19 protein-coding genes are annotated in these 19,881 nt (G+C 66.5%); 13 read left to right on the top strand and 6 right to left on the bottom strand.

The genetic code is table 11. The features are described 5' to 3' along the window. Positions 1–84 precede the first annotated feature (84 nt). From nusB to ribBA, 3 genes are read right to left on the bottom strand one after another with little or no spacing between them, the layout of a single operon-like run. Entirely contained in the window at positions 85–594 is a 510-nt protein-coding gene (gene nusB, locus HV681_RS08045) for a transcription antitermination factor NusB (RefSeq protein ID WP_175122565.1), read from the bottom strand. Continuing rightward, on the bottom strand, positions 563–1,093 hold the full coding sequence (ribH, locus tag HV681_RS08040; protein WP_175122564.1) for a 6,7-dimethyl-8-ribityllumazine synthase: 531 nt from the start codon (positions 1,091–1,093) through the stop codon (positions 563–565). The genes nusB and ribH overlap by 32 nt, the downstream gene beginning before the upstream one ends. 10 nt (positions 1,094–1,103) lie before the next feature. After that, positions 1,104–2,279, bottom strand: a complete 1,176-nt coding sequence (gene ribBA, locus HV681_RS08035) for a bifunctional 3,4-dihydroxy-2-butanone-4-phosphate synthase/GTP cyclohydrolase II (RefSeq protein WP_175122563.1) — start codon at positions 2,277–2,279, stop codon at positions 1,104–1,106. A 149-nt stretch (positions 2,280–2,428) separates the two neighbouring features. Here ribBA and HV681_RS08030 point away from each other — a divergent pair, with 149 nt between their 5' ends. The 9 genes from HV681_RS08030 to HV681_RS07990 all read left to right on the top strand — a co-directional run bounded on the left by HV681_RS08030 (position 2,429) and on the right by HV681_RS07990 (position 12,334). Continuing rightward, positions 2,429–3,247, top strand: a complete 819-nt coding sequence (locus HV681_RS08030; protein ID WP_175122562.1) for an HAD-IIB family hydrolase — start codon at positions 2,429–2,431, stop codon at positions 3,245–3,247. Positions 3,248–3,267: 20 nt separating this feature from the next. Further along, positions 3,268–4,083 carry an IclR family transcriptional regulator gene (locus tag HV681_RS08025; protein ID WP_105240545.1) on the top strand — a complete coding sequence of 272 codons (816 nt, stop codon included), beginning with the start codon at positions 3,268–3,270 and terminating at the stop codon, positions 4,081–4,083. A 147-nt stretch (positions 4,084–4,230) separates the two neighbouring features. Further along, positions 4,231–5,229 (top strand): phosphate/phosphite/phosphonate ABC transporter substrate-binding protein, encoded by a 999-nt coding sequence (gene phnD, locus HV681_RS08020; protein WP_056558855.1) that lies wholly within the window; start codon positions 4,231–4,233, stop codon positions 5,227–5,229. Positions 5,230–5,235: 6 nt separating this feature from the next. Beyond that, the gene (phnC, locus tag HV681_RS08015) at positions 5,236–6,006 is read left to right on the top strand and encodes a phosphonate ABC transporter ATP-binding protein (RefSeq protein ID WP_175122561.1); all 771 of its coding nucleotides are present in this window, start codon (positions 5,236–5,238) and stop codon (positions 6,004–6,006) included. Further along, a complete protein-coding gene (gene phnE, locus HV681_RS08010) occupies positions 6,003–6,890 on the top strand; it encodes a phosphonate ABC transporter, permease protein PhnE (RefSeq protein WP_175122560.1) in 888 nt (295 codons plus the stop codon). The genes phnC and phnE (HV681_RS08010) overlap by 4 nt, the downstream gene beginning before the upstream one ends. Beyond that, positions 6,887–7,711, top strand: a complete 825-nt coding sequence (gene phnE, locus HV681_RS08005) for a phosphonate ABC transporter, permease protein PhnE (protein ID WP_175122559.1) — start codon at positions 6,887–6,889, stop codon at positions 7,709–7,711. Before phnE (HV681_RS08010) ends, phnE (HV681_RS08005) begins: the two co-directional genes overlap by 4 nt. A 249-nt stretch (positions 7,712–7,960) precedes the next feature. Next, positions 7,961–9,619, top strand: a complete 1,659-nt coding sequence (locus HV681_RS08000; protein ID WP_175122558.1) for a CYTH and CHAD domain-containing protein — start codon at positions 7,961–7,963, stop codon at positions 9,617–9,619. Positions 9,620–9,894: 275 nt separating this feature from the next. Continuing rightward, positions 9,895–10,092, top strand: coding sequence for a hypothetical protein (locus HV681_RS07995; RefSeq protein ID WP_175122557.1), 198 nt, complete (start codon positions 9,895–9,897; stop codon positions 10,090–10,092). Between the two features lie 46 nt (positions 10,093–10,138). Further along, complete coding sequence (locus HV681_RS07990) at positions 10,139–12,334, top strand: phosphocholine-specific phospholipase C (protein ID WP_175122556.1); 2,196 nt, start codon at positions 10,139–10,141, stop codon at positions 12,332–12,334. A 209-nt stretch (positions 12,335–12,543) separates the two neighbouring features. On the opposite strand, the gene ftsY is transcribed toward HV681_RS07990, so the two are convergent. Next, the gene (gene ftsY / locus HV681_RS07985; protein ID WP_175122809.1) at positions 12,544–13,596 is read right to left on the bottom strand and encodes a signal recognition particle-docking protein FtsY; all 1,053 of its coding nucleotides are present in this window, start codon (positions 13,594–13,596) and stop codon (positions 12,544–12,546) included. Between the two features lie 451 nt (positions 13,597–14,047). Between ftsY and rsmD the strand changes: the two genes are divergently transcribed. From rsmD to HV681_RS07965, 4 genes are all read left to right on the top strand, one after another. Continuing rightward, a complete protein-coding gene (rsmD, locus tag HV681_RS07980) occupies positions 14,048–14,653 on the top strand; it encodes a 16S rRNA (guanine(966)-N(2))-methyltransferase RsmD (RefSeq protein WP_175122810.1) in 606 nt (201 codons plus the stop codon). 18 nt (positions 14,654–14,671) lie between these two features. Beyond that, positions 14,672–15,175, top strand: coding sequence for a pantetheine-phosphate adenylyltransferase (gene coaD / locus HV681_RS07975; RefSeq protein WP_056325406.1), 504 nt, complete (start codon positions 14,672–14,674; stop codon positions 15,173–15,175). 112 nt (positions 15,176–15,287) lie between these two features. After that, positions 15,288–15,539, top strand: coding sequence for a YfhL family 4Fe-4S dicluster ferredoxin (locus HV681_RS07970; protein WP_006391351.1), 252 nt, complete (start codon positions 15,288–15,290; stop codon positions 15,537–15,539). After that, the gene (locus HV681_RS07965; protein WP_175122555.1) at positions 15,536–16,759 is read left to right on the top strand and encodes a benzoate/H(+) symporter BenE family transporter; all 1,224 of its coding nucleotides are present in this window, start codon (positions 15,536–15,538) and stop codon (positions 16,757–16,759) included. The genes HV681_RS07970 and HV681_RS07965 overlap by 4 nt, the downstream gene beginning before the upstream one ends. Before the next feature lie 19 nt (positions 16,760–16,778). On the opposite strand, the gene HV681_RS07960 is transcribed toward HV681_RS07965, so the two are convergent. Next, positions 16,779–17,165 carry an MOSC N-terminal beta barrel domain-containing protein gene (locus HV681_RS07960; protein WP_175122554.1) on the bottom strand — a complete coding sequence of 129 codons (387 nt, stop codon included), beginning with the start codon at positions 17,163–17,165 and terminating at the stop codon, positions 16,779–16,781. Continuing rightward, positions 17,162–19,660, bottom strand: a complete 2,499-nt coding sequence (locus HV681_RS07955) for an AsmA family protein (RefSeq protein WP_175122553.1) — start codon at positions 19,658–19,660, stop codon at positions 17,162–17,164. Before HV681_RS07955 ends, HV681_RS07960 begins: the two co-directional genes overlap by 4 nt. Positions 19,661–19,881 lie beyond the last annotated feature (221 nt).

Below are 19,881 nucleotides of genomic sequence, written 5' to 3'. Positions count from 1 at the left end.
GGGCCGCGCGGATCCGGGCTCTGCCGGTCCGCAGCGGCGCCCCCTGGGGGGAAGCGCGAAGCGCTGCGGGGGGGACTCCGCCCCCTATCGGCGTTGTTGCGCCGCGGCCTGGACTTCGTGCGCGCGAACGTCGGCGGCCAGCTTGTCGAGCACGCCGTTGACGAACTTGAAGCCGTCAGTACCGCCAAACGACTTGGCCAGTTCCACGGCCTCGTTGATGGCGACCTTGTACGGGACTTCGACGTGATGAATCAGTTCGAAGCTGCCGATCAGCAGGATGCCGTGCTCAACGGGCGACAACTCGGCCAGCGGGCGGTCGACGTAGGGCGTGAAGCGTTCGCGCAGGGTGGGCGCCTCGCGCAGCACGCCGTGCAGCAAGGTCTTGAACCATTGCGCGTCGGCCTCGGAGAAGTCCTCGGTGTCGCGCAGATGGGCGTCGATCTCGCCGGCGTCCTGCGTGCCTTCGCCGCCGCGCAGCAGCCACGCGTACACGCCCTGCAGCGCGAATTCGCGCGCACGGCGGCGCGCGCTGCGCGCGTTGGCGCGGGCCTGCGCCGCGCTATCAGCGCTGGTCGTCGTCTTCTTCGTCGTCAAAATCTTCGTCCTCGTCGTCTTCGTCTTCGTCTTCTTCCTCGGGTTCCAGCGCTGCCACCAGATTGGCCATTTCGACGGCCACCTGGGCGCAGTCGCGGCCCTTGCCGGCGGCGCGGGCCTGCGCCTGCTCGTCGGTGTCGACGGTCAGCACGCCGTTCGCGACGGGGACGCCGGTTTCGAGGGAGATACGGGTGATTGCCGTGGCCATTTCATTGCTGACCACTTCAAAGTGATAGGTTTCGCCGCGGATGACCGCGCCCAGCGCGATCAGGGCGTCGAACTCGAACGTTTCGGCCATGTGGGACAGGGCCACGCCCAGTTCCAGGGCGCCGGGCACGGTGGCGACCATGACGTCGCGCTCGTCCACGCCCAATTCGGCCAGTTCCTTCAGGCACGCTTCGAGTTCGGCCTGGCCGATTTCTTCATTGAAGCGGGCGCGTACGATGCCGATGTGCAGCCCTTCGCCGTTCAGGTCGGGGGTAAGGATGTAAGGGTTCATGTGTCGGCCTTCAGTGTGTTGCGGGAGTGTTCTGCGGGTCGCAATCGTAACCCGTAATGGTGAGCGAGAAGCCCGCCATGCTGGGCATCTTGCGCGGCCGGGCCAGGAGCCTCATTTGCCCCACGTTCAGGTCGCGCAGAATCTGGGCGCCGATCCCGTAGGTGCGCAGACCGAAGCGGTCGGCGTTCGCAGGATTGGCCTGCGCCTTCGGGTCGTTCCAACCTGCAATCTGGCCAAACAGATGTTCCGTGGAAGACTGGCAGTTCATCAGCACCAGCACGCCGGCCGGGGCGGCGGCGATGGCCTCGAGCGCCTGGGCCACGCCCCAGCTATGCGGACTGGCGCCGGTATCCAGCACATCCAGCACGGACGCGGGCTCGTGCACGCGCACCAGCGTCTCGGCGTCGGGAGTCACATTACCATGCACCAACGCCAAATGGGCGGAGCCGGTGGCGGCGTCTTCGTAGGCCACGGCCTCGAACGTGCCCCAGGCCGTCTGCATGGTGCGCTTGCCCACGCGCTTGACGATGGACTCGTGCTCGCTGCGGTACTGGATCAGGTCGGCGATGGTGCCGATCTTCAGGTCGTGCTGGCGGGCGAATTCCACCAAGTCCGGCAGGCGGGCCATCGTGCCATCGGGTTTGAGGATTTCGCAGATGACGGCGGCGGGCGTCAGGCCCGCCATGGCGGTCAGGTCGCAGCCGGCCTCGGTGTGGCCGGCGCGTACCAGCACGCCGCCGGGCACGGCGCGCACCGGGAAGATGTGGCCGGGCTGGACCAGATCGGCCGGCTTGGCGTCGCGCGCCACGGCCACCTGGATGGTGCGGGCGCGGTCGGCGGCCGAAATGCCGGTCTCGACGCCTTCGGCGGCTTCGATGGACTGCGTGAAATTGGTGCCGTAACGGGTGCCGTTGCGGGCGGCCATCATCGGCAGCTCAAGCTGGCGGCAGCGTTCTTCGGTCAGCGTCAGGCACACGAGGCCGCGGCCGTGGGTAACCATGAAATTGATGGCTTCGGGCGTGACGAATTCGGCGGCCATGACGAGGTCGCCCTCGTTTTCGCGGTCTTCTTCATCAACCAGAATGACGATGCGGCCGGCGCGCAGCTCGGCGATGATCTCGGCAACCGAAGCGATGCCGAAGGATTCCGGCTCGGAGCCGGGCAGGGAGGACAACTGGACGGACATGGCGTGACGCGTAAACCAGGCGGGAAAGCCCGGATTTTACCGCCCCTCTGGGCCGAACCCCTATTAGTGTCTGGACGGCCCGTCCGAATGGGGCCGTCCGGTTAAACTTTCGCCCGGAGATCCCCCCAGAAAAACGAAGGAAAAACCTCATGCAAGCCCTCGCGGCCATGCCTTTGAACGTCGCGGCAGCTGTCCGCGTCGTCCTGACCGACATCGACGACACGCTGACCACCGAAGGCCGCCTGCCGGCCGACGCGTACGCCGCGCTTGAACGCCTGGAACAGGCCGGCATCCAGGTCGTGCCCATCACCGGCCGCCCCGCCGGCTGGTGTGACCACATCGCGCGCATGTGGCCCGTGCGCGCCGTGGTCGGCGAGAACGGCGCGTTCTACTACGCCTACGACCGCCAGGCCCGCCGCATGACAACGCATTACTGGACCGACGCCGCCTCGCGCCAGGAAAGCCGCAAGCGGCTGGACGCCATCCGCGACCGCGTCCTGGCCGAGGTGCCCGGCAGCGCCGTCGCCAGCGACCAGGACTATCGCGTAGCCGACCTGGCCATCGATTTCTGCGAAGACGTCCCCGCCCTGCCCGACGCCGCCATCAGCCGCATCGTCCAGATCTTCCAGGACGCCGGCGCGCAGGCCAAGGTCAGCTCCATCCACGTCAACGGCTGGTTTGGCGACTACGACAAGCTCACCATGACGCGCACGATGTTCCAGCGCGAGTTCGGCATGGACGTGGCCGGCGCCCTGGACAGCACGCTGTTCATTGGCGATTCGCCCAACGACGAGCCGATGTTCGCCTACTTCCCGATCTCGGTCGGCGTGGCCAACATCCAGGCCCAGTTGCACCGCCTGACGCACCGCCCCGCCTTTGTCGCCGCCTTTCATGGCGGCGGCGGCTTCGTCGAAATGGCCGACCGGCTGCTTGCCGCCCGTCAGTCCTCCCAAGTCCAGCCGGCCTAACGGCTTAAGGTCAGCACACCGTGGCAACTTCCAAAACCGCGGCGCCCGCCGCCAACGACGGCCGCCGCAGCATCCAGTCCATCGAGGTCGGCGTGCCGCTGCTGGCCGCGCTGGTCGACGCGGGCAAGCCCCTGACGCTACGCGACCTGGCGGCCGGCGCGGGCATGACGTCCGCCAAGGCGCACCCGTACCTCGTGAGCTTCATCCGCGTCGGACTGGTGCAGCAGGACGCCGTCACCGGCCAGTACGAGCTGGGCCCGTTCGCCCTGCAGATGGGGCTGGTCAGCCTGCAGCGCCTGGACCCGGTGCGCGTCGCCATGCCGGAAATCGCCAAGCTGCAGTCCGACATCGGCCACACGCTGGGCATCGCGGTGCTGGGCTCGCACGGCCCCACCATGATCCACATGACCGAAGCCAGCTATCCGGTCCACGTGAACATGCGCAAGGGCACCGTGATGTCCATGCTGCACACCGCCACCGGCCTGGTGTTTGCGGCGTGGCTGCCGCCCAAGGTCAGCGAGCACTACATCGCGCGCGAAGAAGGCGACACCGCCGTCATCGCCAGCGTGCCGCCGCCCCGCAAGGCCTCCCGCGCCAACATCGAGGCGCAACTGGCCGACATCCGCGTGCACGGCATGGCCCGCGCGCTGGGCAATCCGCTGCCGGGCGTGGACGCGCTGTCGGTGCCGGTGTTCGACAACACGGGCAGCATCGTGCTGGCGCTGACCAGCCTGGGCCCCACCGGTCTGTTCGACGTGTCGTGGGACGGCGCGATCGCGCGTCCGCTCATCGCGTGCGCCCAGGAAATCTCCCGCAAGCTGGGCTTTCGCGGCTGAGCGCGTTTTCGCGCAATAACGAACACAAAGCGAACAAAACGAACAAAAGACGAAAAGAAAGGCAGGGACTTTCCCGAGTGTGCCGTCCCCCGTTGTGTGTTTGAATTCAGCAAAGATTCAATTCATACCTACACGAGGAGACACACGATGCAAGCCTTGCGTCTTATGCAGGCGGCCGCGCTGGCCGCATTCGCTTTTGGAGCTTCCGCCGCCCAGGCCGCCGACACCTGCTCGAACCGCGGCGATCTCGACCAGATGTATTGCGACTCGAACAAGGACCTGGTGGCCGACACGCCCACCGACGCGTCCAAGCTCAAGACGCCTTCCACGCTGGTGTTCACCTACACGCCGGTCGAAGATCCGGCCGTGTACGAAGACATCTTCAAGCCCTTCACCAAGCACCTGTCCGAATGCACGGGCAAGCGCGTCGTGTTCTATCAGGTGCAGAGCAACGCGGCTGAAATCGAAGCCATGCGCTCGGGCCGCCTGCACGTCGGCGGCTTCTCGACCGGTCCCACCGCCTTTGCCGTGAACATCGCCGGCGCCGTGCCGTTTGCCGTGAAGGGCTATGCCGACGGCTTCCAGGGCTACAACCTGATCGTCATCGTCAAGAAGGACAGCCCCTACCAGAAGCTGACCGACCTGAAGGGCAAGAAGCTCGCGCACACCGCGCCCTCGTCGAACTCCGGCCACATGGCGCCCGTCGCCCTGTTCCCGAAGGAAGGCCTGACGCCCGACAAGGACTACAAGGTCATCTTCTCCGGCAAGCACGACCAGTCCGTCATGGGCGTGAACTCCGGCGACTACGACGCCGCCGCCGTGGCATCGGACGTCTTCAAGCGCATGGTCGAACGCGGCCAGGTCAAGGAAGCCGATTTTCGCATCATCTACACCAGCGAAAAATTCCCGACCTCGTCGTTCGCCTACGCGCATGACCTGGAACCGAAGTTCCGCGACCAGATGCTCAAGTGCTTCTACGACTACCGCTTCCCGCCGGAAATGTCCAAGGCCTTCGACAACGCCGACCGCTTTTACCCGGTGACGTACGAGAAGGACTGGGCCATCGTCCGCCAGGTCGCTGAATCCGGTGGCGAAAGCTTCAACCGCGCGGCCTACGACCGCGAATCCGCAAAGAGCAAGAAGTAATCCAGCATGACGACGTCGCTACGCATTTCCGGCCTGGTCAAGGAATACCGGGCCGGCCGGCCGGTACTGAACGGCATTGACCTGCAGATCGCCGGTCAGGGGCTCACCGCCATCATCGGTCCTTCGGGCACCGGCAAAAGCACGCTCCTGCGCTGCATCAACCGGCTGATCGAACCCACCAAGGGCGAGATCATCCTGCAGTCCCAGGACGGCACCGTGGACCTGGCGCAAGTGCGCGGCGCGTCGCTGCGCCGCGCGCGCCGCCGCATCGGCATGGTGTTCCAGGAATACAACCTGGTCGAACGCCTGACCGTGATGGAAAACCTGCTGACCGGCCGGCTGGGGTACACCTCGGCCATGAAGGCCTGGATGCGCCGCTTCGAGCCCGAGGACATCGAGCACGCCTACAAGCTGCTCGACACCGTGGGCCTGGCCGGGTTTGCCGACCAGCGCGCCGATGCGCTGTCGGGCGGCCAGCGCCAGCGCGTGGGCATTGCCCGCGCGCTGATGCAGCGCCCGCAGGTGCTGCTGGCCGACGAACCGACGTCGTCGCTTGATCCCAAGACCTCCGTCGAAATCATGGAACTGCTGTCCGCGCAGGGCAGCGCCTCGGGCATTCCGGTCATCGTCAACATCCACGACGTCGAACTGGCGCGCCGCTATGCCACGCGCATCGTGGGCATGTCGGGCGGCCACGTGGTCTACGACGGCGACGGCCAGGGCCTGGACGCGACCATGCTCAAGACCATCTACGGAGGCGAGTCTTGGCTGGAATGACGCAACCCCGGGGCGGCATCCGCCCCTTCGCCATGTCGGGACGCGCCAAGGCAGGCGTGCTGCTGCTGGTGCTCTACACCGTCTATGCCGCCGCACAGCTGGACTTCAGCTGGTCGCGCTTCGAAGCCGGCATGGGCCATGCGTCGACGTTCCTGGCGCGCATGTTCCCGCCCAATTTCGAAAAGCCCGCCACCTTGTGGAAGGGCATCGCCGAAAGTCTTGAAATCGCGGTCCTAGCGTCGATGCTGGGCATCTTCCTTGCCCTGCCCGTGGGCCTCCTGGGCGCGCGCAACCTGATGCCCGCCTGGATTTCGTGGCCCGCGCGTTCGATCGTCGCGCTGTGCCGCGCGCTGCACCCGGTCATCGTCGCCATCCTGTTCGTCAAGGCCGTGGGCTTTGGCGCGCTGGCCGGCATCCTGGCGCTGACCGTCGCCTCCATCGGCTTCATCGGCAAGCTTTTCACCGAAGCCATCGAGGAAATCTCGCTCAAGCAGGTCGAAGCGGTGCGCGCGACCGGCGCGTCGTTCTCCAACGTCATCGTGTTCGGCGTGCTGCCGCAGGTGTTCGCGCGTTTCATCGGCTTTGCCACCTATCAGTTCGACTCCAACCTGCGCAACTCCACCATGGTGGGGATCGTGGGCGCGGGCGGCGTGGGCGGCACGTTGTTCTCGGCCTTCCAGCGCTTCGATTACGACTTCGTCAGCGCCATCCTGCTGACCCTGATCGCGATCATCATGCTGGGTGAAATCTTGGCCGGCTTCGTGCGGGCGGTGTTCCTAGACAACCTGGGCTTTGACCGAATCCTGCAAAGCCGCTTCGCTGGCGCCCGCGGTCTGGGCAGCAGCAAGCCGACGGCCGCGCGCAAGGCGGAGGTGGAAGAATGAACGCCCACGTCTCTCCCTTGAACCCCGCGGGCCAGCCCCGCGTCTGGCAACGCTACAGCATGGGCCAGCGCCTGCTGCGCTTTGCGCTGTACCTGCTGCTGGTGGCGGCGGTCGTGCAAGCAATACGCGGCGTGGAGGTCATCCCCGAGTTCCTGTACGACGCACCGGAACAGATGGCCGACCTCTTCCGCCGGATGTGGCCGATCGATTGGGCCTACTACCCGGATGGCGTACACGCGGCCCTGATCGAAACGCTGCACATCGCCACCTTGGGCACCATTCTTTCGGTGTTCATGGCCGTGCCGGTGGGTCTGCTGGCGGCCAACAACCTCACGCCCAGCAAGACCATCAACATGCTGGCCCGCCTGATCCTGGTGTCGAGCCGGTCGGTAAATTCGCTGGTGTGGGCGCTGCTGTTCATCGCCATCTTCGGACCGGGCGCCCTGGCCGGCACGCTGGCCATCGCCTTCCGCTCGATCGGCTTTGTCGGCAAGCTGGTCGGCGAAGCCATCGAGGAAGCCCAGCGCGGCCCCATCGAAGCCGTCACGGCCACCGGCGCAAGCAAGGCCTCGGTGATCTGGTACGCCTACTGGCCGCAGATCCGCCCGGCGTTCTGGTCCATCGTGCTGCTGCGCTGGGACATCAACGTGCGCGAATCCGCGGTGCTGGGACTGGTCGGCGCCGGCGGCATCGGCATGGCGCTGGATACCGCGCTGAACCTGTTCCAGTGGGACCGCGTCGCGCTGGTGCTGGCCGCGATCTTCGTAGTCGTCGTGCTGGCCGAAGTCATCATCACCCAGGCGCGCAAACGCATCCTGTAGCGCTGCCGCTCCGCTTTACGCCTGTCGGTTTCCCCTGACTCGCGCTCCCTTCGCCGCCCCACATGGGGCGGCGTTTTCTTTCCTTTCCGTTCGCAAGCAACGCAAAAGCGCCTCGTCGCCATCGACGGGCCGCCTTGTTTTTGCGCCGCGATCACGTCTATGCTCAATGTGAACAAAATATGAACGGTCATCAAAACGCACCCCCGCCTTGATTAACATCTTGGCTTTTGCCGTTGGACACCCGCTGCCATGTCGGAACAGGAATTGAAACTGCACGTGCCCACGGCTTCACGCCAGGCCGTGCTGCGTGAAGTCAAGCAACGCGAGGCCACGCGCATTCGCTTGCATGCCATGTATTTCGACACGCCGGAACGCGAGCTTGCGCGGGCGCGCATCGCCGTCCGGCTGCGGCAGGAAGGCTCCGATTGGGTGCAGACGCTGAAGATGCCCGGCGCCGATGCGATCTCGCGCATCGAGATGAACCACCCCCGGCCCGGTCCCGTGCTCGACCTGTCCGTCTATGCCGGCACCGACGTCGAGGGCCCGCTGTCTGCCATCAAGGGCGAACTGGGCCTGCGCTATGAAACCGACGTGCAGCGCCTCTTGCGCAAGATCCGCACGCGCTTCGGCACGGTCGAGCTGGCCTACGACACCGGCATCCTGCGCGCTGGCGCGCTGGAACTGCCGATCTCAGAACTGGAATTCGAACTGGTGTCGGGCCGTCCCGCCGCCATCTTCGCGGCGGCGCGCGGCTGGCAACAGCGTCATGCGCTGATCCTGGATCCCCGCAGCAAGTCCGAACGCGGCGACGCGCTGGCCCAATTGGCGAATCGCCTGGCCGAGGTCGACGCCGCTGCCGGCGACGACCACGAAGCGCGCCGCGCGCAGGCCATCGCCCAGTTCTGGTCCCCGCGCGGCGCGTCGTCCGTGAAGCTGCGCGACGACATGACGCCGCCGCAGGCCATGGGCGCGATCGCGGCCGAATGCCTGGACCAGGTCTGCCGCAATGCGGCGGTGCTGGCCGAGGTCGACACCGAAGGCGTCTACCGCGCCGGCAACTCCGAACACGTGCATCAACTGCGCGTCGGCGTGCGCCGGCTGCGGTCGGCCTGGAAGCTCTTCGACGGCTGGACCGCCCCGGTGCCCGACGCGCTGCTGCAGGGGGTGCGCACGCACTTCGCGGCGTTCGGCGCCAACCGCGATCAGGACGTGCTGAACGAGACCGTCGCCCCCGCGCTGCTGCGCGCCGGCATGCCCGTGATCCCCATGGAAGCCGCGCCGCCCGACGAAGACGCGCAAACCATCGCGGGCGGCCAGGCCTTCCAGGCATGGTTGCTCACGCTGCTGGAATGGTCGCTCGACGTGCCGCCCGTGCAACCTGACACGGACAGCCAGACCATCGCCAACGGCACCCCCAGCGACGCCGCGCCGGAGCCCGCCATCCGGCTGGAAGGCGGTGTGGCCGGTCCCATCGTCAAGCCCACCATCATCCCGATGCTGACGCCGGAACCCGAGCCGCAGCACCTGCACAAGCTGCTCGCCCGCCGCCTGCACCGCTGGCACGACAAGGTGGCCGACCAGGGCACGCATTTCGCGGCACTGGACATCCCCGCCCGCCACGATCTGCGCAAGCGCGGCAAGCGCCTGCGCTATGGCCTGTCGTTCGCTGAATCGCTGCTGCCCGCCAGCAAGCTGCGCGGCTATCGCAAGCTGCTGTCCCGCGTGCAGGACGTGCTGGGTGAAATCAACGACCTGGCGATGGCAAAGGACTACTACCAGTCGTGTACGGCGACGCATCCGCAAGCCTGGTTCGCGCTGGGCTGGATCAGCGCGCGCCTGGACGAACTGGTCGTCGAAGCGCAGCAGGCCTTTGACGACCTCGCACGCAGCAAACCGTTCTGGAAGTGACGCGCATCGCGCGCGTTTAACCCATGCGAAAGTCCCGCGTTGAATTCGATTTCACCTGGACACGCATCTAGCATGGCGTTTCAAAAAAGGGCCGCCTGACAGCTTCGCGTCAGGCCCCTGTCAATTCGTCGACATCCGGCGTGCCAATACTCATTGGCTGTCGTCCGGACACACCGCCGGGCGCATTCGTGGCCCGCAGCTTCCGCCCGACACTCGTCCTGTGTGACGGCGCAACGGCCAGCGCGGGCCGTCCGCCCATCCACGCACACGGACTCATGCAAACCACTTCCCCCTTGCTGGTCATTGCCAGACGCGGCCTCGCGGCCTGCTGCGCGCTTTCGCTGGTGTTCACGCTTGTCGCCTGCGGCGGCGACGACGACACGGACGAAACGGCGCCGCCGCCCCCTACCACGACGCCCACCACGCCCACGACGCCCGCCCCGGCTACCTGCGCGGCGCATTGTGCGCCATGATGCCGGCAGTGCTGCCGTTTCCTGCAAACTCCAGACAGAACAGCCAATGACGATCGACGCCTCCAAGAGAAAGTTCTTCACGACCACGCTCGGCGCCACCGCCGCGATGAGCGCCTTGTCGATGTTTCCGCCCAGCATCCGCCGCGCCCTCGCGATCGAGGCCGACAGCCCCACCGGCACCATCCAGGACGTCAAGCACGTCGTGATGCTGATGCTGGAAAACCGCTCATTCGACGGCTACTTCGGCACCTTCCCGGGCGTGCGCGGCTTCGGCGACCGCTTCCCCATTCCGCTCGCCAACGGCAAGTCGGTATTCCATCAAACGCGCAGCGACGGCACGCTGGAACTGCCTTATCACCTGGACGCGCGGCTGGGCAACGCGCAGCGCGCGGGCAGCACGCCGCACTCGTGGCCCAACTGTCAGGCCGCCTGGGACCACGGCCGCATGAACCGCTGGCCTAGCGCCAAGCAGCCGTTGTCGATGGGCTACTACGAGACCGCCGAAGTGCCGTTCCACCGCGCGCTGGCCGACGCCTTCACGCTGTGCGACAGCTACCACTGTGCGATGCACGCGGGCACGATCCCCAACCGCCTCTTCTTCTGGACGGGCACCAACGGCCCCAGCGGCGACAACGTGTCGGTCGTGATGAACGAAATGAACGACGGCGCCGACGTGGGGCCTTCGACCGAGGGCTGGACCTGGACGACGTACGCCGACCGTCTGCAGCAGGCCGGCGTGAGCTGGAAGGTCTACCAGAACATCCCCGACAACTTCGGCTGCAACGAGATGATGAGCTTTCGCCACTGGCGCGCCGAGATCGAAAAGATGCCGGCGGACCGCCAGGTCACGAACCAGGGCGGTCCCGCGTACAACCCGGCCATCGACGACCAGTTCAGCCCATTTGCCAAGGGCTTTGGCAACACCATGCCGGACGGCGGCCTGCTGCAAAGCCTGCGCGACGACGTGATGAACGGCACGCTGCCCGAGGTGTCATGGATCATCCCGCCCGCGGCGTATAGCGAGCATCCCGGCCCCTCGAGCCCCGTAAAGGGCGCGTGGTACATCCAGGCCGCGCTGGACGCGCTGACGCAGTCGCCCGAGGTCTGGAGCAAGACCGTGTTCCTGGTCACGTACGACGAGAACGACGGCTTCTTCGACCACATGCCCACACCCAGCGCGCCGTCCCGCAACGACGACGGCACGCTGGCCGGCAAGTCCACGCTGACGGACGCCGAGATGGCCTTCGAGTACAACACCTACACGCCCGCCACGCCCAAGCAGTTGACCGCCGATGGCAAACCCTACGGTCCCGGCATGCGCGTGCCGATGTGGGTGATCTCGCCGTGGAGCCGTGGCGGCTGGGTCAATTCGCAGGTGTTCGACCACACCTCGGCGTTGCGCTTTCTCGAACAGCGCTTCGGCGTCATGGAACCCAACATCAGCGCATTTCGCCGCGCCGTGTGCGGCGACCTCACGTCCACGCTGAACTTCGTGTCGCCCAACGGCGCGCCGCTGCCCACGCTGTCCGGCCGCAGCACCAAGACGGACGCCGACGGCCTGACCACTTGGCAGGAGGCACAACCGGCCATCGCCATCCCGGCGCAACAGACGCTGGCCCCGCAGGCGCAAGGCACACGGCCCTCGCGTGCGTTGCCGTATGAACTTCACGCCAGCGCCCGCGAGGACGTGCGTGAGAACCGGGTCCGGCTGCTGTTCGCCAACGCCAGCTCGGCCAAGACCGCCGCTGTCTTCCATGTGTACGACAAGCTGCATCTGGACCGCATCCCGCGCCGTTATGTGGTTGAAGCGGGCAAGTCGCTGGACGACGCGTGGGACGTGTCCGGCGACGCGGGCAAGTACGACCTGTGGGTACTGGGACCGAACGGTTTTCACCGCGCGTTCGCAGGCGATCTGATGCAGGCGGGCGGCGCTCAGCCGGAGATCCAGGTGTGCTACGTGCCGTGTGATGATCCGCAGGTGCTGGTCAAGCTGCACAACAACGGCGCGACGGCTTGCACGTTCACCGTCAAGGCGATGGCGTACCGCGGCGACGGTCCTTGGACCGCGACGGTCGAACCTGGACAGACCGGCGAGCTTGCGTGGCCGGTCAGCGACAGCGGCCAGTGGTATGACTTCGCGGTTGCTTGCGAGGGGTATGCGGCGTTCCAGCGGCGCTTTGCCGGTCGGATGGAGACGGGCAAGGATCTGATCAGCGATCCGGCGATGGGTCAGGTCGGGTAAAGCGGACGCCGGCGCTGCGGGTGGCGCTGGTGGCGCTGCGCCTGGTGCCGTTGGCGGAAGCTGCTGACGGCGCCGTTCACAGCGCGATTCGTGGCTGCGCCTGCCCGGAAACGACAACGGGACGGCGCTTTCGCGTCGTCCCGTCAGATAGGTCTTCATGGGCCTTTACGGCCTCTTGCAAGACAGCGATGAGTCCCGGATGAACCGACTCAGTCGGCCAGCAACGCCGCCGCGAACTCGTCCGCCACGAAGGGCTGCAGGTCTTCCAGGCTTTCGCCGACGCCGATCCAGTACACCGGCACCGGGCGCACGCCTTGGCTGCCGGCTGCGACGGCGGCCAGCGTGCCGCCCTTGGCGGTGCCGTCCAGCTTGGTCACGACCAGGCCGGTCAGGTTGATCGCGGCGTCGAAAGCGCGGATCTGCGCCAGCGCATTCTGACCCGTGTTGCCGTCCACCACCAGCAGCACCTCGTGCGGCGCGCTGGCGTCCGCCTTGCCGATGACGCGGCGGATCTTCTTCAGTTCTTCCATCAGGTGCAGCTGCGTGGGCAGACGGCCGGCCGTATCCACCATCACCACGCCCATGCCGCGCGCGCGACCGGCATTAACCGAGTCGAACGCCACGGCGGCCGGATCGCCGCCATCCTGCGAAATCACGCTGACGTTGTTGCGGCTGCCCCATTCCACCAACTGCTCGCGTGCGGCGGCGCGGAACGTGTCGCCGGCGGCCAGCAGCACGCTGGCGCCCTGGCGCTGGAACGTATGCGCCAGCTTGCCGATGGACGTGGTCTTGCCCGCGCCGTTCACGCCGGCAATCATGACCACCAGCGGTTGCGTGCGCTTCAGATCAAAGGCGCGCTCCAGCGGACGCAGATGATCGGCCAGCAGTTGGCGCAACGCCGTCTTCACCTTGGCCGGGTCTTCGATGCGTTCCTTCTTGACGCGCGCGCGCAGCGCGGTCAGAAGCTTCTCGGTGGCCTCAAGGCCGGCATCGGCCATAATGAGGGCCGATTCGAGTTCCTCGAACAGGTTCTCGTCGACCTTCACGCCGACAAAAATGCCGCCGATGCTCTGGCCCGTGCGGGACAGTCCTTGCTTCAGGCGCGACAGCCAGGAGGCCTTTTTGGGCGCCTCGGCGGGTGCGGGTTCCGGGACGGCTGGGACAACCGGCGCAGGCGCCGCGACAGGCGCGAGCGTCGATACCGGCGCAGGTGCCGGGGCCGCAGGAGCAGGCGCCCGGACTACAGGCGCGGGTGCCGGCACGGGCGCGACGACGGGTGCAGGCGCCGGGACGGGCGGCTGCGGTGCGCGGAACGGCTCAGTGGCGGGCGTGGCGGCAGCGGCTGTTGCAGGCGCCGCCACCGGTGCGGAAGCCGGCGCGGTACGCGTGAGGGACGGCGCGGCCGGAGTCGGAATCGGCGCAGCCTGTGCAGACGTCGTCGCCGGCGCAGGCGTTACCGAGACGGCCGGCGCTGGCGTAGGCGCCGCCGGGACCGGCGGGGTCACTGGCGCCGGAACTGGCGCAGTGACTGGCGCTGCAACCGGGGCAACCGGTTCCTGACGAAGCTCGGGAGCAGGCGACGCAGGCGCCGGGCTGGACGGAGCCGAAGACGGCTCCGCGGGCGCGACTGGCGCGTCGACAACCTCCGGCGGCGACGCGGGCTGAGCCGGCGTGGCGGGCGGAGGGGATTTTTTCTTGAAGAAGCGGCTAAACATGGGTAACAAGTATATTCGTATCGTCGGGGGCCAATACAGGCGCACCCCCATCGCCGTGCCCGACGTGGAGACGCTGCGTCCCACGCCCGACCGGGTCCGCGAAACGCTTTTCAACTGGCTTACACACCTGTGGGGCGGCGAGTTTGCCGACAAGCAGGTGCTGGATCTTTTTGCCGGCAGCGGCGCCCTGGGCTTCGAGGCGGCCTCGCGCGGCGTGGCGCATGTGCAGATGGTCGAGCGGGACAGGACCGCCGCGTCCGCGCTGCGGACACTGCGCGACAAGCTCAAAGCCGACATGATACGCATCCATGTGGGCGATGCGATGCAGGTCGCCGAACGGATGGATGCGTCCCGGTTTGACCTCATCCTGCTGGATCCGCCCTTTGGACAGGGCTGGCTGCCGCGCCTGTGGCCGATCCTGCCGGGCATTCTGACCGATCATGGACTAGTCTATGTCGAGGCGGAATCCGCCATCGAAGCCCCCGAAGGATTCGAGATTCTGCGGCAGGACAAGGCCGGCGCCGTGCACTTCCATCTTCTGGAATTTGCTGCATTGCGCAAATCGATCAATAATCCGGCTTCGGAGGATGGTGTACACCACTAATAACGGTACGGAGCTCGCATGATCATCGCTGTTTATCCCGGCACTTTCGACCCGCTGACCAGGGGCCACGAGGACCTGGTTCGCCGTGCAGCCACGCTTTTCGACAAAGTCGTGGTGGGGATCGCCACTAGCCGCAACAAGAAGCCCTTCTTCAGCATCGACGAGCGCGTGGATATCGCGCGCGAAGTGCTGGGACACTATCCCAACGTGGAAGTGCAAAGCTTTGGCGGCCTGCTCAAGGACTTCGTGCGCGAACAGAATGGCCGCGTCATCGTGCGCGGGCTGCGCGCCGTGTCCGACTTCGAATACGAATTCCAGATGGCCGGCATGAACCGCCATCTGCTGCCGGATGTCGAGACGCTCTTCATGACGCCGTCCGACCAGTACCAGTTCATCTCGGGCACCATCGTCCGCGAAATCGCCCAGCTTGGCGGCGACGTCAGCAAGTTCGTGTTCCCGTCGGTCGAGCGCTGGCTGCAGGAAAAGGCCAAGGAACGCCGCGAACAATCCTGGCCGGGCTGAAGCCCCGTCTGCAACATCCCCGAAGGGGCGCGCAAGCGCCCTTTTCGCGCTTTCCGGGCCCAGGCCGCCCGGCGCTACAATGGCCGGGCCAATCGCCTTTCCGTTGCCCATCATGGCCCTGACCATCACCGAAGAATGCATCAATTGCGACGTTTGCGAGCCCCAGTGCCCGAACGACGCGATCTCCATGGGCGAGGACTACTACGTCATCGACCCCGACCGGTGCACGGAATGCGTCGGCCATCACGACGAGCCCCAGTGCAAGGTGGTCTGTCCCGTGGAGTGCATCGAGCTGCACCCGCAATGGAATGAAGGCCAGGAGCAGCTCATGGCCAAATACCGACGCCTCACCGGTGCCGCATGAGCGACGCGGCGCCGCCCAGCATCAACCTTTCCCCCTCCCCGCACCACGCCCGACGCGACATTTCCGCGTCCGCGGTCGCTGCCGGGCTGGTCGCCGTCCTGGTCAGTTTTGGCGGCACCGCCGTGCTGATGGTGCAGGCGGGTCATGCCGCGGGCCTGGATGCCGCACGCATCGGCTCGTGGATCGGCTCGCTAAGCCTGGTGCTGGGCCTGGGCGGCGCGTTCTACAGCCTGCGCACGGGCCTGCCCGTGGTCATGGCATGGTCCACGCCCGGCGCGGCGCTGCTCGTCACCGCGCTGGCAGGCGTCCCCTTCAATGAAGCCGTCGGCGCCTTCGTGCTGGCAGCCGGCCTGACGCTGGCATGCGGGCTGTTCGGCTGGATCGATCCCATCCTGCGCCGCATTCCCGGCGAGGTCGCCGCCGCCATGCTGGCCGGCGTGCTGCTCAATTTCGGCATGGGCATCTTCAGCAACATCAACAAGCAGCCCGCGCTGGTGCTGGCCATGTGCGCCGCCTACCTGCTGTGCCGCCGCTGGGCGCCGCGTTACGCGGTGCTGGTGGTGATGGCCGTGGCGGTAGCCATGGCGGCCGGAATGGGCCTCATGCAGGTCGACCAGCTGGATTGGCGCCTGACCGAATTCGTATGGACCACGCCCGCATTCAGCGCGCAGGCCGCGGTCAGCCTTGGCATTCCGCTCTTTGTCGTGGCCATGGCGTCGCAGAACCTGCCCGGTCTGGCCATCCTGCAGGCCGCAGGCTACCGTCCGCCCGCATCGCGCCTGGTCGCCGCCACCGGCCTGCTGGGCCTGGTGGCCGCCCCCTTCGGCGCGCACAGCGTCACCATGGGCGCGATCAGCGCGGCCATCTGCACCGGGCCCGAAGCGCATCCCGACCCGGGCAAGCGCTACATCGCCGCCGCCACCTACGGCGTCAGCTACGTCGCGCTCAGCATCGTCGCGGGCGCGGTTGCGGTCTTCTTCCAGGCACTGCCCGCCGCGCTGCTTGCGGCGCTGGCCGGACTGGCGCTGCTGGGCACCATCATGGGCGGCATGGCCGCCGCCATGGCCAATCCGCAACGGCGGGAAGCCGCGCTCATCACGTTGCTTTCGACCGCGTCGGGATTCAGTTTCTGGGGAATTGGGTCGGCCTTCTGGGGCCTCGCGGCGGGCCTCGTGGCTCACACCGCTTTCGAATACAAGCGCGCCCGAGCGGGCGCTTGAAAACCGGCGCTGGCCGCTTTCAGGCCGGCCAGGCTGACACGGGCGTGTCCGGGTGCACCTTCATGATGCGGCAAGGCACCTGCACGAAGTTCGAGATCCAGGCCGCGGCCAGCTCGCCTTCGTCAACGACGTCGATGGTCTGCTCGCCCACCATCATGCTGTAGCGCACGCTGTCGTCGTCTTCGATCACGTCCAGCGGAATGTCCATGCGCAGCATGCCCGGCGCCTTCAGCACCAGATAACCCAGTCGCAGCTCCACCGACACCTCGGCCAGGCGAGGGCACAGCTCGCGGTTCAACCACTGCCCCGAATCATTGGCCACCAGCCACTGGCGGTGATAGCCGGCCGCTTGCGCCTGTGTCGTCACGCCGCATTCGGCGATCGGCTGGAACTGTTCTGCGCTCATTTGCCCAGCAATCCTTTCAAGGCCTTGTCCACCGCGGCGCCGCTCTTGCCCTTGCCGGAGACCGCTTCCTTGAGCTTGTTCTCCAGGCTGCGCTTCAGAATGCCGCCGATGGCGTCCTTCCAGAGCAGCGTGTACGAAGGGTTGTCGAACGGGCCCTTGAAATGGACGGGAATGGTCACGTCCTTCAGGTCGATCAGTTCCTTGCCATCGGGATTCGCCGCCGGGTTGATGACCCGAGCGCGCGCCACCAGATCCAGCTCGCTCTTGACGAAGTCGATGCTGGCCGGCTCGCCCTGCGTGACCCGCAGCAGCGGCGACACGAAGTTCAGGCGCTTGACGGTGGCAATGCCCTTGGCGATGGCGAAGTCCGCGTCCAGTTCCGAGAACTGCGTCTGCTTGCCCGTGTCCGCAGCCACCGTTTCGTTCTGCGCATCCGGCGAGAAGCGGGCTTTCAGGTCGCGCAACGTCTGCGTCAGATCGATGCCCTTCACGGCGCCATCCCGCAGCTTCAATTGCAGCGTGCCACCCAGGCCGCTCTTCATCGCGTAGACGTTGGCGCCGCCGGTCTTCAGGTCCAGCGTCAGGTTGCCCGTGCCGCTCAGCACGTTGCGCTTGGCCAGATCCACCAGCAGCGGTTCGATCGCGATGCCGGCCAGCGTCATCTTGGTGGCGATCTGATTGCCTTGCGCCGCGTCCACGGACAGCGCCCCCGCCAGCTTGCCGCCGTAGAGGCCCGCCGCGAGGTCGGAGATGTCGAGCTTGCCCTTGTCCAGCTTGACCGAGGCCGAGACTTCGTCGGCCTTCAGGCCACGCACGACCAGCTTGCCGACCTTCAGCGTGCCGTTGACGCTGGGGCCGACCAGCGCCGACAGGTTGATCGTGTCATCGACCGGTGCGGCGGGGGCCGGGGCCGGCGCGGGCTTGCTGTCGTCCTTCTTGCCGTCCGCGGGCGGCTTGGGCGGCGCGGCCACCACGGGCGGCACCAGCTTGTCCAGATCCAGCGTGTCCACGACCAGCGCGAACTTCATCTGCGGCGTGTCGGTCAGCTTCGTGATGTCGGCGCTGAGATCGAACTTGCCGCCTTCCAGCACCGCATTGATCTTGCTGGTGGCCTGATCCTTGAGCAGGTCCACCGTCAGGCTGCCGATCACCGGAATCTGCAGGCTGCCCTTGGGCAGGCCAGGATCGGTGATGTTCACGTCGCCACGCAACGCCGACATGGCGCCGCTGCGCATCAGCAGGTTCAGGCTGAGCGGTGACGCGAAATTCAGCTTCACCACACGATCGCCCTTCTTGGACGTGCTGTCCAGCTTGGCTTCCTTGATATCCAGTTCGCCGGCGTTTCCGCTGATGCCGTTCAGGCCGAAGCTGGCATCCAGGCCGCTGATCCGCACCCGGCCCGTCAGGGCTTCGCCGGTAGCCGACGCGGGGGAAATATTGAGCGCCGGCGCATCGACGGCCAGTTCGAAGGGGCCATCAACCACGCCGCCCTTGGCGCGCACGGCAAGCTTTTCGATCTGGAGTTGGCTCTTGTGCGGATCGATCGCCAGCTTGGGGATCGCCACGCTGGCTTCCACATTGGTCGCCTTGACCGAGGGTTCGGTCACGTCGCCCTGGAACAGCAGTTCCAGACCACCGACGTCCAACGCGGACTTCTGGCCATTGAACGCCAGGTTGCCGCGCATCACCAGGCTCTTGGCCTCGGCGCCCGGCAGCTTGCCGTCCATGCGCAGGTCCAGCCGCTGTGCGGCATAGCGCTTGGCGGAAGGGTCCAGCGTCAGCAGCGCCTGGCCGGTCAGGTTGGCATCCACGCGCGGATAGCCGCCTTCGACACGCGCCGTCATGCGCACATCGAACGGCTGGTTGAACGTGACGCGGCCGGTGTTGGCGTTGATGCGCGTGAACGCGACCGCCATGCCCGTTATCGCGTCCTGCAGCTGCACTTCGCCGTCCTTCAGGTCCAGGCCGGCAATGTCGATCTGCATGTTGTTGCGCGTCGGCGGCAGGTTGCCGCTGGTGATCGCCTGCGCCGCGGTCTGGGCCGCGCCAACCAAGGCTTCGGCCGGGTTGCTGGGCGAATCGGTGACCGGCTGCGTGCCGCCCACCAGATTGCTGAAATTGAATTGGCCCTGCTTGTCCCGCACGACGCGCGCCTTCAGCCCGCTGATGGCAACGTGGTCCACGACAAAGCTGTTGGACAGCAGCGGCCACACGGCTACGGCAAGGCGCGTGCTCTCGATGGAGGCAAACGTGTCCGTGCTATTGGGTTCGGACAGGGAGACGCCCTGTACATACAGGCCGATCCGCGGGAAGAGCGATAGCTCGATTTCGCCGTCGATCGTCAACGTGCGTTGATAGCGTTCCTGGACAAGCTCTTCCAGCTTGTACTTGTACGCGTTGGGGTCGAATGTCAGCAAGAAGATGGCCAGGCCGACGACGGCCACGACAACCAACACTACCAGGCCTATCAAAATGCGCTTGAACCACGTTTTCATTGCTGCCCCGTCGGTACCTCGACTGGAAATCCTTGATACCACCCACCGCGCCACGCGCGGGGAAGGTGCGTTGCCGGCGGAAGACCGCTGGCCTATTGAACTGTCTGCAATCCTGGGCTTGCCTGTCAGGTTTGCCTTGCCGGGCTTGCCTTGACGGACTTGCCTGGACCGACTTGCCATTCAGAGGCTTGCCTTTCAGGGCGTGTCCTCGCTCCTGCCGA

Origin of the sequence: Achromobacter animicus (assembly GCF_902859585.1) — a bacterium.
Classification (GTDB): Bacteria; Pseudomonadota; Gammaproteobacteria; order Burkholderiales; family Burkholderiaceae_B; genus Achromobacter; species Achromobacter animicus.
The sequence above is the reverse complement of the archived record's forward strand: the minus strand, read 5'-3'. Positions and strand labels throughout refer to the sequence as shown.